We start from the raw sequence: 13,673 nt of genomic DNA on the forward strand, positions 1-13,673 counted from the left end.
AATTGTAGATTGCTGCGTTACCAATAGTAAAAAAGGATACACATGACACTCACCTGGATACGGCAACCCGTCACTTCGCATCGTCTGCAGCGCCTGTCAGGCATGTCCCTGTTCTCCACACTGAGTCCGCGTGAATTGAAGATCATTGATGGCATGCTGCACAACAGGCATTACCTGGCCAATGAAATCATCTTTGATGAAGGCGAGGAGGGGCAAGCCTTGTATATCATCCTCTCTGGCATAGTCTGCATTAGTCGCAGGCGTGAGCATGGCGATGAAATGATTGCCGAACTGGGCGCAGGTAATTTTTTTGGTGACGTGGCCTTGCTTGATAATTCTCCCCGCAGTGCCCAGGTCAAGGCAATCGAAAATTGTGAGGTGGCGGTATTCTTCCGCGCCGACTTCAGTTCACTGCTGGAAACCAATGCTGTCATTGGTTACAAAATTTCTTTGGAACTGGCGCGCCTGAACAGCCGCCGCCTGCGCGATTCGCTGGATGCCAATTCACGTAGTGAGGTCTTGTGAATCAGCGTCAATCCGGCCCCATCGTCTGGCTGTGCGTACTGTTTGCCACTTGCCTGTTGCTGTCTTTATTGCCCAGGGTTTTGTGGTTGATCGTACCCTTCCTGTTTGCGATGATACTGTATTACATACTCGTGCCAGCCGTTGCACGCCTGAGCCTTCTGGGATTGCCACGCGATCTGGCGGCTATGCTGGTGGGAGGAATTTTCTTTATTTTACTGGCGCTGGTGCTTGCTTACGTCGTCAATAAAATTACGATGCGCGCGGGGTCATTGCAAGATATGCTGGCACATTATGTCGACGGTGGCATACGCTTTGTGCGCAATAGCATGCAAGCTTTGGAGAAAAGTTTCCCCATCCTGCACAAGGCACATGCCAGTGAATCTGTCGATGCCTGGATGGCCAGTAATACTGACAACTTCGCGCAGCAATATGTGGCAAATATCCTGGTCTCGATGGCCGCTGTATTGCCTGCAGTATTTTTAACGCCTTTCCTGACTTTCTTTTTCTTGCGCGATGGTCGCAGGTTCAAGCAATTCCTGGCGAATGCCGTGCCAAATGCATTTTTTGAAGAAACCCTGTTCCTCATGCATGAAGTGGACCAGACTGCACGTCGCTATTTCCAGGGTTTGCTAAAGCTGACCTTGATCGATACCATCATCCTGGCGCTGGGTTTGTGGACTATAGGCATATCTGCACCTTTCACGCTGGCGCTGATATCGGCCATTCTCGCCTGGGTGCCTTTTGTTGGCTCCGTGCTGGGCTGCATCATGGTGGTGCTGGTAGCTGCCACCGATGCGCCAGATACGCCTTTGCTGGCTTACAGTGCCATCATGGTGTTTGTCACTGTGCGCCTGCTGGATGATTTTATCTTCATGCCCATGACGCTCGGGCGCAGCCTGCACATGCACCCACTGATTTCTGTGCTGATGATTTTTGTAGGCGGTGAGCTGGCTGGTGTGCCTGGCCTGATGCTGGTGTTACCTATCCTTGGTATCGCCATGGTGGTGGGAGAGACACTGGGGCGTGTCATCACCAACCCCCGCTTGCGCGCACGCCATAGACATGCCAAGGCCCTGCGCGAGCGACAGGTTAGTGTTGATTTGAAAGGCTGAAAATACAAAAAAAGGAGGCAGCGATAAGGCTGCCTCTTTTTACATCTTATGGCTTCAGGGTTTGCCGGTGTCTGGCATTGGCTTCCACTTTGTCAGGTGCAAACCACCAAGGGCGGCGTTCATCCTTTGCCCATAGTTTGGCCATGTCGTTTTGATGAGGCTGGAAATGTCTCTCGTTGACACCGCCAGCCATGGCCGCCTCGATTTTGTCATTGTCACCAAAGTCCATGATGACTTGCATGGAGGCGAAAAAATTCGCTTCATAGGGCTTTTGGAAATCATAGACACCACGACTGACAGTCTCGCCACTGCCCGAACGTTCAGCAGTGAAACCACCCAGTAATTCCTGCCCCGCGCCACTGCGGCGCAAAGGGCTGACAAAACGCACGGTATGCGCCTTGCCCCAACGCCACTGTGCCGCATCTTTACCTTGCAAGGCTTCGATTTCTGAGCGGGCACGAGGTGCGGCTGCATGTATCACATCGGCCAGGGTTTCGCGTTTGTCCTTGGTGCGCACGTCGTCAAACCAGGTGGCGTCTGGCTTGGCGAGCAAGCTATCAAAACGCTGCTGCCAGAAATACCAGGTAGAGAGCATGTCTTTGGCGACATCGTCGCCGAGTTCATCACTGAACGTGCCTGTCACGACTCCTCTGTAGAGTGCCTGATAGACCAATGGTGCAGCAAGGGTCGCATCGTCCTGGCCATCCCAGTTCTTGAGGATGGCTGCAAGGTCTTTGTTCGCAGTATCATTTTCCAGCGCAGCGATGAGGGCAGGGCGCAAGGCATCTGTTTGCAGGTTGCGGCTGTCATGCATGAGTTTCCAGTGATCTTCCACCGTCATCTTTTGACCCGCCGTCAGGACTTGTCCTATGCGGGTATAGCGATAATTGGGTGAGACATAATTGGTGTAATACCAGGGGAAACCTTCAGGCCGGGTATCATGATTAGCCGTACCTACCCAGGCTCGATCAGGGTTATGCATGCCAGGCATCTTGTCCTTGGGGATAAAGCCTGTCCAGTCATCGCTGCCATCTGCTGCTGGCAGGCGCGGGAAGCCGCCATCGGCACCTGCGCGTATCGGCACAGCACCAGTGGCACGGTGGGCGATTGCTCCCTGGTCATCACCGAAGACAAAATTGAACATCATCAAATCTATCTTTTGCACTTGCTTGTCAAAGTCGGCGGCATTGGCAGCAGTCAGCATGCCTTCTATGCCGATTTGCGGCATCAACACTTCGGCATCGGTAGAACGCAAGACCAGCAGCTTGTCGCCCTTGGGGCCGAGGCCTGGGTGATCGGTTATCACCGGCCCACGTTTGGTGAAGCGGATGATCAGTGGCTGATCCCTGTAGCCTCCTGTGGCGCTTTTGTCCTTGATGCGTATGTTTTCATTGATAACTGTAAATGGCACGCTGCGGCCACCGTCCATGTAATGATCTTTATTGGCCGGGTCCAGGCTTTCCACATACAAGTCCTGTACATCGCCATAGGCATTCGTGACACCAAAAGCCACATGCTTGTTGCGGCCTACCATAATGCCCGGCATACCGGGGATAGCCGCACCTACAGCCTGTATCTCAGGCGTGAACAAACCTATCGGATGCCAGGTGCCTGGCAAAATACGGCTATCCAGATGCGGATCATTGGCGACGATAGCCTTGCCTGATAAGGAGCGCGAGGGGCCAACCGCCCAGTTGTTGGAACCCAGGCCCTGATGATTCAAAGTCTCTGGAGCGATATTGAGATCGCTCCAGGCGAGATTTAATTGTGCGGATTGTGCTTGCGTGATGGCTGCAGTAGGGGCTGTTTTCCAGTCAGGATTGATTGTCAGCGGGAAAATCTCACGGGCTTTTTCCATACCCAGATGATCAATCAATTTTTGCGCGATGACTTCTGCCTTGAAATTGGTGGAGTGGGTGTAGTGGATGTAATGCACCAGCGCTACCAGATCAGCCACAGTCCAGGCTTGCGGCACCAGGCCTACAGCCTTGAGTTCTATGGGATGCTCACCGGGATAAGATTTGACATAGACATTGATGCCATCGACATAATGTTGAAAAAAGGTACGCGATTCAGGACTGAGTTTTTCTGCATGACGCTCACCGTTGCGACGTATGCCGAGTACCCGCATGCGTATATCGCTGGGCAATGTCTCGGCACCTAAAATTGCTGACAATTCACCACGCCAGGTAGCACGGAATAACTCCATCTGCATCAGCCGGTTTTGCGCAGTCACAAAGCCTTGAGCACGTAAAAGATCAGGCGTATTGCTCGCAAAAATATAGGGTATGCCGAGTTCATCGCGCAAGATTTTGACGGGAGCAGTCAAGCCAGCCAGTTGCATTTCCCCATCGATTTGTGGGTGACCAGAGCTGCGTAGTTTCAGATATCCAGCCGTCGCCCCCAAGGCTAGTACTAACGCCAGACCTATGGCCGTGCGTCTTAGAATTTTACTCATCTTGTCTCCATCCGGGTCAGGTTCTGGCCTGCCTATCGTTTTATTTGTTTGCTTTTTTAAGCAAGCTCTCATCATTTCGCAAGCGAGTAGCGCCGTCAAGCAATAATCACCATGCCTGGGTGTTTTGCTGCAAAGCGAAATTATTTCAACTTGTGCCTAGTTTAGAGCCTGGACTACACTCCATGGTCAAGAACGATTTTAGTCTGGAGCAAGCAATGAACATCAGCCAGTTTGCCGGAGCATGCGAAGTATCAACCGACACTGTGCGCTATTATGAAAAGCAAGGCATCATCCAGCCTGCGCCGCGCCAGGGAAATGGTTATCGCAAGTATGGCGATGCAGATGTGCAAACCCTGCGTTTTGTCCGTGGTGCGCAGGCACTGGGTTTTTCTCTGGCGGAAATACAGGCCATCCTGCCGCGCCTGGCAGAGGGCAAGTTTGGCCGCGCCGACATAGAGCAGCAATTATCGAACAAGATGGCACAAATAGATGAACATATGCGCCAGTTGAAAATTCTAAAAAAAGAATTGCAGGCCACCTTTGCCTTGCTGACTTGTAAGCCTGAATTGCCTGTCACCACCATGCAAAGCACCGCTACCGATAGCGGCAGCGGTGCTGGTGCAGCAGTGGCAAAGAAAGCTTTCAAGAAACCTGTCGCAAAAAAGCGTTAAGCTTTTTGTTCCTTGAAATCCATGCCCACAAATATACGTTTGGCATTTCCCCTTTCTGTATCGTGATGTTGCATGCGTCTTTCGGCTTTATTGTCGCGTTCTTTTGCCGCATGCAATTCTGCCAGTTTGCTGCTCAGTAGTTGCGCAGCCAGACGCTTGTTCGCATGTTGGCTGCGCTCAGTCTGTACCTTGACTGAAATACCAGTGGCAATATGGGTGGCACGGATGGCGCTGTCCGTCTTGTTGACATGTTGCCCGCCAGGCCCGGATGCACGCGTAGCTTCATAACGTATTTCACTTTCAGGCATAGTGCTGCCAGCCTGAAATACTTTACAGCCCAAAAACCAGTTCTTGCGTTTGTGGCCAAGTCGGTAAGGACTATTGCATATCCAGAGCAAGCTGCCTTCCCATGCCTGTGCCAGTTCTTGTACTGCAGCTGGACTTTTTTCGCTGCTCAATTCCAGCAGGGTAGAACGCAGGCTGCCAGCATTTGGGCCATCGACTTGTTCAATGATGCGCGCAATGACACCTGCTTTTGCCGCTTCCTTATTGAATAACTGCAAAGCCTTGGCAACAGCCAGGCAACATTCTGCCGGGCCGGTATTGGCGGTGATTTGTAGATACAACATCAGCAGCACTCCCCACGTGTTTTGTAGGTCAGCAAGGGTTTGCTGCGGGATATGACAGTCACCAGGTCTGCACCCAGCAAACAGTCGAGCACGCTGTCCAGGTTTTTATAGGCTTGTGGTGCCTCTTCATAAATCAGGGCACGGTCTGCGCAGATCACCCGGCTGCCAAATTCAGTGCGGCTCAATTGATCTGGTGTCGCCAGTTTGAACAGCCTGTCCTTGCAGTCTGTGCGTTGCCATTTACGGCCTGCACCATGCGCCAGTGAATACAAACTGGCTGCGCCGTTCTCTGTTTTTGGTTGCAACAGATAGCTATAGTCGCCACGTGAACCCGGTAACATCACCATGCCCTGATCACTGGGGCTGGCACCTTTGCGATGCAACCACAAACTCTTGCCGTCCGCATGTGCAGGCGTGACCAGATTGTGGTGGATATCCAGAACCAGTTCGCCATTGCAACGCAGGCGGCGCAAGATACGTGCTGCGATCATGGCGCGGTTGAGTGCCGCATACGCCAGTGCCGCATCATGCTTGCGCAAGTAGTCTGTCGCTGCTTGACTATCACTTGCCAGACCAGCGTGACTATGTGCATCCACATGTTGACGCAAGATGAATTGCCCCAGACCACGCGAGCCGCTATGCACCAGTAGCTGCACACGCTTGGCATGCAGGTTCGCGGCATCATAGCTGGCCGCATCATCGACTCTGTCAGTGATTTGCAATTCGGCAAAATGATTGCCGCCGCCGATCGTGCCCAGTGAACGCATTTGCAGCAAATCCAATCCTGCTGCCAGCAAGCCATCAGCAACGGCCTGTTTTTTTGTTGCCAGTTCAGGATCAATACTGAGCAATTGCTGCCATTCATCTGCATCGACAGGCTCATCCAGATTGCCGATTTGCTTGTCGAGTTTGTCCAGTTTGACCTTGTTGATGGCCAGGTCAGTCTGGTACAGGCTCATGCCGCAACCGATATCATTGCCAACTAAAGCAGGGTAGAAATGGTTTTGCGATAAAAATGCTGCGCCCACAGGGTAGCCACGACCAGGGTGTAAATCAGGCAAGCCAACTACGCTTACCATCTGTGTTAATTGTGCTGTTGTCTTGAGTTGCTGTATCGCGCTGTCTTCAAGCCACAAGCGGTCTGAGGCGATCACGGATACGCGCTCAGACAATTGCTGAATAAAATTGCCCATAGAGGAATTCCAAATAATAATTTAAGGAATTGGGCGCTGGTATAGACGTATCAAATCACCAGCTGATGCTGACAAGATGAAGACTAAAATGAAATGCTTGCAGACGTGTACGCTGTATCAACAGCGCGATGAAATACGCGCGATAAAATACGAACTAATGCAGGCAGCAAAAAACCAGACCCAATGAAGGAGAGAGGTTTTGTGGTAGTCGCATGTTGATCTCCTTTCAGATTAAGCTGGTTGAGGTGAGGGCTTGATAATATCCGATGGATTTTGGTTTTGGCAAGAAATTTTTTACAGATATTCAGTACAAGACGCTTGCTGCACACATACAAAAGCCTTTCACACCAACGGCGTAACATATTGAAACTTCATTTATTCTTTCGATATCAAGCGACTAAAATGAAGAAACAAAAATTTTTGAATTACTTATTTATCGTCATGTTAGGAATGAAAATGAGTCAACCCGATAAAGAAACAAAATTGAGTGACGCTGCCAAACGTGCATTGGAACTTGATCAGAAATTTGCAGAGCATATAAAAAAACTCAATGAAACCGAATCTGTCAGTTATATCGATGAGGAAGGCTATGTAGTCATGCGCTCCCCAGACGGCGTGATTACCAGAATACGCAATGTTCCCAGCGTGAAGTCTTGATATGGGGAACCGTCCTATCGCCTTATTTTATGGCGGCACCAATGGTTCAGGTAAATCGACTTTGAGGGAAATAGATACTGACACTGAGATCAAGAAACATATAGACCCTGATGCAATTGCACGTGTCATCAATCCCAATGATCCACGTTCTGTTGATGTTGCTGCAGGGCGAGAGGCGATACGCCAGTTCAAAGAAGCCATCGACAATAGAACTTCATTTTCGATGGAAACTACACTGACTGGAAATGGCATACTCAGACGCATTGAGGAAGCCAAGACGGCTGGATTCGAAACCCAGCTTTTTTATGTAGGATTGAAAGATGCTGATTTGAATGTTTTACGTGTCGCCAATAGAGTTGCTAAGGGAGGGCATAACATCGATGAGGATGTTATTCGGAGACGCTATACTGAAAGTCAGGAAAATCTCATTAAAGCAATTTCGATATGCGATTTGACTTTGGTACGTGATAACTCAGAGTTATATCCCGTTACCTATCTTGAAATTCAAAATAATCAAGTCATACGTCTGACCGAAAAGAAAGCTCCAGATTGGATACAATGCATAGAAAGCAAAGCTCTGGCAGACATGCAGGCACGGCAAGAAAATGCGCCATTGGCAATAAAGTTGGAGAATACCACTCAAACTTCCAGCAAAAAAACTGAAAAGACCATAACGGATGTTAACTTATTGTCAGGTAATGACAGCCCGTCGAATCGCCTGATCTCCACCGCAAACGAAGCAGTTAAAGTGGATAAGCTCAAGCCCTGAATTAAATCGCTGCTGCGAGCTAAGCTCATTTATACATCAATATGTATCAATGCAGCTTTGTTGTCATCCAATTCTGTTCTTTACCGTTATAGGCAGATATGCCAGTGTTCAAGCTGGGTACCAAGTTCCAGGCAACTCAGGCAGATGTTTGTTTTTGTGTAATGCATTCTCGCCGCCTATATTGCCTGACCATACCCTGAGCATTAAAGGGAAAGAATATGAAATCTGATTTATTAAACCACTCATTGCCACGCTATATAACCGGCCTGGCGGTTTGCCTGATTGTCAGCGCCTGTGGTGGTGGCTCAGCTTCCAGCCCTGCGACCATTCCTGTTGTCACCACACCAGATGTTGCCAATCCACCCGGCCCCGGATATTTCGATACTGCTACTTTTATCAAAACCATCAGCGCCGCTGAAGTGACTGCGGCCTTGCCAAAAGAAGTGACAACGGTAGTCAAGCCTCTGTATGCCGTAGATACCTACAAGATCACCTACACCACCACGGATGCCAGTGGCCGCAGCGTGCTTGCCTCTGGCCTCGCTGCCATCCCGCGCAAGAGCAGCAGCTTGCCCAGTCCCGTGCTGAGCTACCAGCATGCTACCATCAAGACCAATGCTGAAGCACCCAGCAATCACGCAACGGCAGATGAGCCTGCAGTGTTGTTTGCTTCCATGGGCTACCTGGTCAGCGCTGCTGATTATGTCGGTTATGGAACGACCAGGGGCTTGCCTCATCCTTATTTGCTGGCTACGCCAACGGCGCTTTCCGTGGCAGATTTCATGACGGCCAATACTCGCTGGCGGCAGATGAAGTCGATTCCTGAAAATGGTCAGGTGTTTTTAACCGGCTACTCAGAAGGCGCGTATGCGAGCATGGCAACCCTGCGTCATCTGACGCTTAACAAGACAGGCGTATTGCCAGTCAGCACCTACATCGGCGCTGGTCCTTACGATGTGGTCTTGACACTGAATGCCATGCTTGATGCGGTGCGCAAAGAGAACCCTATAATCGGTGCATTGATCAGTCCCGGTTTCTTGAAGAAACTGGGTGCGAATGACAGGGCCAATGTACGCAATCTTATATTGTCGTCCGTGTTGGGCAGCAAAAGCGATATCAGTTTCGATCCGACTTTCCTCGACAATTTCCTCAACGATGATGATGCTGCCATTGCGCTCCAAAGCAATGTCAATGACTGGACCCCACAATCGGCTATCTCATTCTTCCATGGCCGCGATGATACGACTGTACCTTATGGAAATACCGATTCAGCCTTCCAGGCCATGAACAGACGTGGTGCAGCAACGCTGACAGACCGCATGGATTGTCCAGTAAAACCGGCAGAGCATATTCCTTGCGTGCCGGCTTTTTTGATCAATGATATTACCCGACTGGGAACTTTGGCCAAAGGGCTTTGAAGCAGGCTTTGAAGCAGAATCATGCGTGAAGCGAAGGTACTTCACGCATGAACGGGTAAGACGCTGATCAGAAAAATTAGCGGCCGGTTTCCTTCAGGTAGTCTGCACGCGCAGCCAGTGCTGTGTCGGCAAAGTCTGAGAACAGCCCATCCACACCCAGGCGGAAGAATTGCAGGTATTCTGCCTTGGGATCGCCATTGTAGTTAGCCGCCAGCCTGCGCTTTTCATTGCGGAAAGTGTAAGGATGTACCAGCAAGCCAGCCTTGTGAGCATCGCTGATCAGATTGGTTGGTGCCAGGGTAGTCGCATCAGTTTCATTGACCTTGCCATCACCATTGACATCCACCAGTTTGCCATCTGCGCCTACAGTACCCTTGACGCTGACGATGTAACGCTTCCATGGGCCTATGCCATCTGCGTAAGTCTTGATTTCTGCCAGACCTGCAGGTGTCACCATATCGCTGAACAAACGTTTGTCACCTGCCATTGCCCAGTCATAAGGTCTGTCATACGGTGCCGCAAATGTCAGTGCGCCAGTTTTCATGTCCACATCATCTGCATCAATCAATTGCACCAGTTTGACGTTCAAACCCTTCTTGCGCATTTCTTTCAAACTGCCTGGTTCAAATGACTGCACAAAGATAGGTGCATTCTTGTCATTCCAGCCAGCCTTGTTGATGATATCGATGAGCTTGTCTTCCAGCGGCAAGCCAAGGGCACGGTGGTAGCTGGGGTTCTTGGTTTCTGGATAGACTGCAATCGTGCGGCCTGTTTCTTTAGATTTGGCTTTCACCAGATCAATGATTTCCTGGAAGCTGACGATCTTGTACACACCGTTATATTGTTGTGGGCGCTCAGCATCCGTGGAAATGCCACCCAAAGTCTTGATTTCTGCAAAAGTAAAATCACTGGCAAACCAGCCGGTTTGGGTTTCACCATCAACACTGATGGTTTTCTTGCGTGCAGCAAACTCAGGGTGTTTGTCCACATCCGTGCTGTAGGCCAGATTGGGATCATGACGCGCAATTAAAACACCGTCCTTGGTGGAAACCAAATCAGGCTCAATCGCATCAGCACCCTGTTCGATGGCTTTCACATAGGCTTCATAGGTTTGTTCTGGTAAATAACCGGATGCACCCCTGTGAGCGACCACCACAGGTTTGTCACCATTCAGAGTAGGCAAGGCTTGCTGGCTATTACCGCCGCAGGCGCTAAGCAAGATTAACAGGGAAGAAGCCAATAAGTATTCTGGAGTGCGTATAGCTGACATGAACGTCTCTCGGTGAAAAAAGAGCGACGATATAAGTTGCGTATGACGAGGTCATGACAAAAACACATATGCTTACAAACTCATATGGTCGTCAAATCCCTGGAAAGTGCGAGATATGAAGCTGGTAGGGGAAATACCCTGCGTATTGTTCCCTGATGCCTGTTTGTGAAAATCAGGTAAGCCAGTGGATGACTTAAAACTGGTCCCACACTCCCCACCAGTTTTCTTGGGGATCCGTGCCTGGTTGCTTCTCGCCAGGCAGGTAAGTGGTTTCTTCCAGATTGATGTTGACTTCGGCAGGTACATTCTCCTGCAATAACTGGTACGCCGGCGTCGCCATCACCTGCGCCAGCAAAGCTGGCATGTCTTGCACAGACCAGCAGTGATAAGACCAGAAATCTTCAGACATCAGTTCGGTAATGATTTCCATGTCAAACCTGTAGCACAGACGCAGCCGCAAGCGCAGGGCGGCTTGTGGTTCCATACCCGCACCTGCATCCGGCAGGCAAAACAGACGTATGATACCTATTTCGAAACGTGTGCCACGACCGCGATTGGTAATGTCCTTGTACACGATCAGGGCATCATCATCAGGGCTGGCGACCGCGTATTGCGTATCCTGGTAAAAACCCGCCATCAGCCCCAGGGCTTGCGGCAACAGCATGCCCTTGAGTGTTTGTTTATTGCGCCTCAGCAGGGCGCGCAAGTCTTTTTCGGACGTTTCCGGATTATTGTTCATGGTGGAGTATCAGGTAAGGATGCGGGCATTGTGCCATGCATGTCTTAGCTCTTGTATTCCTGTTTCAACTGCAGCTCAATGTTTCGCAGATGTTCAGCGCCAAAGCGTGCCTGAATCGCATCAAACATGGTGCGGCCATAGCCGGTGAAATAATCCTTGCTGTTGCGTTTATCACCCTCAGCGATCAGCTGGATTTCTATGCCATCCTTTTGCAGCAGGCTGGTCAGACGGGCAAGTACATTTTCTGGCAAACTGCCCTGATGGTAGCTGATGACGTATTTGCCCTTGTTGATGTCTTCCTTGGCCTGGGCTATCCAGCGCTGGGCTTGTGCTGTGGCGACAGGGTGCTCCTTTACCTGAGCCAGTTCTTTTTCTGTGGGGATGGTGGCCAAATCTGCCTGTGTGATCTGGCATTCGGGTTTCCTCAGAGATAATTTGATACCTTTGCTTCCCAGTTCATCGACGCGGTCTGCACCACCCCTGGCGCTATAGCCTTGTTCTGAATTGCTGCCGCCGTAAGTCGAGGTCAGGTAGCGTGGCTGTTTGCTGCTGGCATCGTAGATACTGATCTTGACCCATTCTGGCTGGGTTTCCGGACTGCGGGCAAAGTCACGCGCATAAATTTCCCTGGGCGCCTGTTCCACTTTCAAACCCAGTACAAAGCCATTCGCCAGCGTGTAGGTGCGCATGCTGGCTGATGTACCAGTCCAGCGATCCAGCTGTTGGCCTTCAAAGCTTAGTCCGATCTGTTGCTCTCCAGGGCATAGAGCCGCATAGCCGGGCTGGGTCAGCACCAACGCGCCCAAGGACAGGCACAGTGAGAATAGAGATTTTTTCGCATTCATGATGTTGATCTTTGCCCGATATTGAAAACTGAGGGAGATGCTTGACTATGGACAGCGCAGTTCGAGATTTATATTTTAAGCAATATTAATGACAAGTAAATAGCAATTTGCTGTCTTGATGCATTTTTCTTGAAATATCTTGAATCCAGTAAGGCATCTGCTACGTATCTGAAGTATTGGTCGCGAGGACTAATACCCCATTTACTTTAGGAGCCTTACATGAAAGCCTTCACTCTGATTACCGCCGGCCGTCTGGCTGGCGCTGCCACTCTGCTGACATTGTTCGTTGGCTGCACATCCATGAGCCCCATGGCGGCCAGCTTCTCGCAAGACAACCTACCAGACGCCGTCAAGGTGCCAGCTGGGCATAAGGTCGCCATGCAAACCGTAGGTGTCGGGCTGATTACCTATGAATGCCGCGCCAAAAAAGACATGGCTGGCCAATTCGAATGGGTTTTCGTCGGCCCTGATGCAGCATTGAATGACCGCAGTGGCAACAAGGTGGGCAAATATTACGGCCCACCTGCGACATGGGAAAGCATGGATGGCTCCAAAGTCACTGCCACCCAGCTAGCAGTCGCCCCGGCGGGCGCAGGCAATATCCCTCATCAACTGGTCAAAGCCAATCCAGCAACCGGCAATGGTGCGATGATGGGCGTCACTTACATACAGCGCGTTGCCACCAAAGGCGGGGTAGCGCCATCGACAGTGTGTGATACCAGCAAAGTGAGCAGCAAGCAAACCGTCAGCTATCAGGCAGACTATATCTTCTGGAAAATGATGTAAGAAGGCAAAATGGGCAGACACTTGCCCCTTGCATAGTAGCCATGCTGTGAACGCCATGCAACCAGCAGGTGTTCATGGCGTGAGCTATAATTGACTCGCCGGGTGACCACAGCCCGAGTGCAGAAGGAACGACCTTCCCCATTCTGGGAGTGAAAGTCCGGGACGGCCCGGCTCTTTGACAGGAGAGCCATATGGCTTGGGCAATGTTGATCGTAGCAGGGCTTTTTGAAGTCCTTTGGGCTTTTTCAATGAAGCAATCTCATGGCTTCACCAAGCTCATACCCTCCATTATTACTATCGTCGGCATGATCGTCAGCTTTGTCTTGCTGGCATTTTCCATGCGCAGCCTCCCACTCGGCACTGCTTACACCATCTGGACAGGCATAGGCGCCGTCGGCAGCTTCATCGCAGGCATCGTTTTCCTGGGGGAACACCTGAACTTCACCCGCATCTGCGCTGCCTTGCTGATCGTCTCAGGGCTGATTTTGATGAAGATGTCGTCATCGCAATAAATTGGGGGAGGCAGATTTCTTCCCCTTTTCCATAGCAGCCTGCATTATCTAGCAAATGCATCTCACCTTGTTTATGAAATGAGTTCTAT

General features: G+C 50.6%; 14 protein-coding genes. 8 read left to right on the plus strand and 6 right to left on the minus strand.

Going from position 1 to position 13,673, the window contains the following annotated elements; all coding sequences use genetic code 11:
- Nucleotides 1–42 precede the first annotated feature (42 nt).
- Both H8L47_RS21625 and H8L47_RS21630 read left to right on the plus strand, forming a co-directional pair.
- A complete protein-coding gene (locus tag H8L47_RS21625) occupies nt 43–525 on the plus strand; it encodes a cyclic nucleotide-binding domain-containing protein (RefSeq protein WP_186955671.1) in 483 nt (160 codons plus the stop codon).
- Nucleotides 522–1,637 (plus strand): AI-2E family transporter, encoded by a 1,116-nt coding sequence (locus H8L47_RS21630; protein WP_186955672.1) that lies wholly within the window; start codon nt 522–524, stop codon nt 1,635–1,637. Before H8L47_RS21625 ends, H8L47_RS21630 begins: the two co-directional genes overlap by 4 nt.
- 46 nt (nt 1,638–1,683) lie before the next feature.
- On the opposite strand, the gene H8L47_RS21635 is transcribed toward H8L47_RS21630, so the two are convergent.
- Nucleotides 1,684–4,095 carry a penicillin acylase family protein gene (locus H8L47_RS21635; protein WP_186955673.1) on the minus strand — a complete coding sequence of 804 codons (2,412 nt, stop codon included), beginning with the start codon at nt 4,093–4,095 and terminating at the stop codon, nt 1,684–1,686.
- Between the two features lie 182 nt (nt 4,096–4,277).
- Here H8L47_RS21635 and H8L47_RS21640 point away from each other — a divergent pair, with 182 nt between their 5' ends.
- Complete coding sequence (locus tag H8L47_RS21640; protein WP_186955674.1) at nt 4,278–4,766, plus strand: MerR family transcriptional regulator; 489 nt, start codon at nt 4,278–4,280, stop codon at nt 4,764–4,766.
- On the opposite strand, the gene prfH is transcribed toward H8L47_RS21640, so the two are convergent.
- Together prfH and H8L47_RS21650 are read right to left on the minus strand one after the other, a co-directional pair.
- Nucleotides 4,763–5,395, minus strand: a complete 633-nt coding sequence (gene prfH, locus H8L47_RS21645) for a peptide chain release factor H (RefSeq protein WP_186955675.1) — start codon at nt 5,393–5,395, stop codon at nt 4,763–4,765. The genes H8L47_RS21640 and prfH overlap by 4 nt on opposite strands.
- Nucleotides 5,395–6,588 (minus strand): RNA ligase RtcB family protein, encoded by a 1,194-nt coding sequence (locus H8L47_RS21650; RefSeq protein ID WP_186955676.1) that lies wholly within the window; start codon nt 6,586–6,588, stop codon nt 5,395–5,397. The genes prfH and H8L47_RS21650 overlap by 1 nt, the downstream gene beginning before the upstream one ends.
- Before the next feature lie 456 nt (nt 6,589–7,044).
- Here H8L47_RS21650 and H8L47_RS21655 point away from each other — a divergent pair, with 456 nt between their 5' ends.
- The 3 genes from H8L47_RS21655 (at nt 7,045) to H8L47_RS21665 (ending at nt 9,432) form a co-directional block, all read left to right on the plus strand.
- The gene (locus H8L47_RS21655) at nt 7,045–7,245 is read left to right on the plus strand and encodes a hypothetical protein (RefSeq protein ID WP_186955677.1); all 201 of its coding nucleotides are present in this window, start codon (nt 7,045–7,047) and stop codon (nt 7,243–7,245) included.
- A gap of 1 nt (nt 7,246) precedes the next feature.
- On the plus strand, nt 7,247–8,014 hold the full coding sequence (locus H8L47_RS21660) for a zeta toxin family protein (protein ID WP_186955678.1): 768 nt from the start codon (nt 7,247–7,249) through the stop codon (nt 8,012–8,014).
- Nucleotides 8,015–8,232: 218 nt separating this feature from the next.
- A complete protein-coding gene (locus tag H8L47_RS21665; protein WP_186955679.1) occupies nt 8,233–9,432 on the plus strand; it encodes an alpha/beta hydrolase in 1,200 nt (399 codons plus the stop codon).
- 76 nt (nt 9,433–9,508) lie between these two features.
- Here H8L47_RS21665 and H8L47_RS21670 read toward each other — a convergent pair whose 3' ends face one another.
- The 3 genes from H8L47_RS21670 to H8L47_RS21680 all read right to left on the minus strand — a co-directional run bounded on the left by H8L47_RS21670 (nt 9,509) and on the right by H8L47_RS21680 (nt 12,286).
- Nucleotides 9,509–10,702, minus strand: a complete 1,194-nt coding sequence (locus H8L47_RS21670; protein ID WP_186955680.1) for a glycerophosphodiester phosphodiesterase — start codon at nt 10,700–10,702, stop codon at nt 9,509–9,511.
- A gap of 193 nt (nt 10,703–10,895) precedes the next feature.
- Entirely contained in the window at nt 10,896–11,441 is a 546-nt protein-coding gene (locus H8L47_RS21675; RefSeq protein WP_186955681.1) for a hypothetical protein, read from the minus strand.
- Between the two features lie 44 nt (nt 11,442–11,485).
- Nucleotides 11,486–12,286 carry a hypothetical protein gene (locus H8L47_RS21680; RefSeq protein WP_186955682.1) on the minus strand — a complete coding sequence of 267 codons (801 nt, stop codon included), beginning with the start codon at nt 12,284–12,286 and terminating at the stop codon, nt 11,486–11,488.
- A gap of 219 nt (nt 12,287–12,505) precedes the next feature.
- Between H8L47_RS21680 and H8L47_RS21685 the strand changes: the two genes are divergently transcribed.
- Together H8L47_RS21685 and sugE are read left to right on the plus strand one after the other, a co-directional pair.
- The gene (locus H8L47_RS21685) at nt 12,506–13,072 is read left to right on the plus strand and encodes a DUF3455 domain-containing protein (RefSeq protein WP_186955683.1); all 567 of its coding nucleotides are present in this window, start codon (nt 12,506–12,508) and stop codon (nt 13,070–13,072) included.
- A gap of 191 nt (nt 13,073–13,263) precedes the next feature.
- Nucleotides 13,264–13,584 carry a quaternary ammonium compound efflux SMR transporter SugE gene (gene sugE / locus H8L47_RS21690; RefSeq protein WP_186955684.1) on the plus strand — a complete coding sequence of 107 codons (321 nt, stop codon included), beginning with the start codon at nt 13,264–13,266 and terminating at the stop codon, nt 13,582–13,584.
- The last annotated feature ends 89 nt before the right edge of the window (nt 13,585–13,673 follow it).

The organism is Undibacterium umbellatum (genome assembly GCF_014284125.1).
In the GTDB taxonomy this organism is placed as follows: Bacteria; Pseudomonadota; Gammaproteobacteria; order Burkholderiales; family Burkholderiaceae_D; genus Undibacterium; species Undibacterium umbellatum.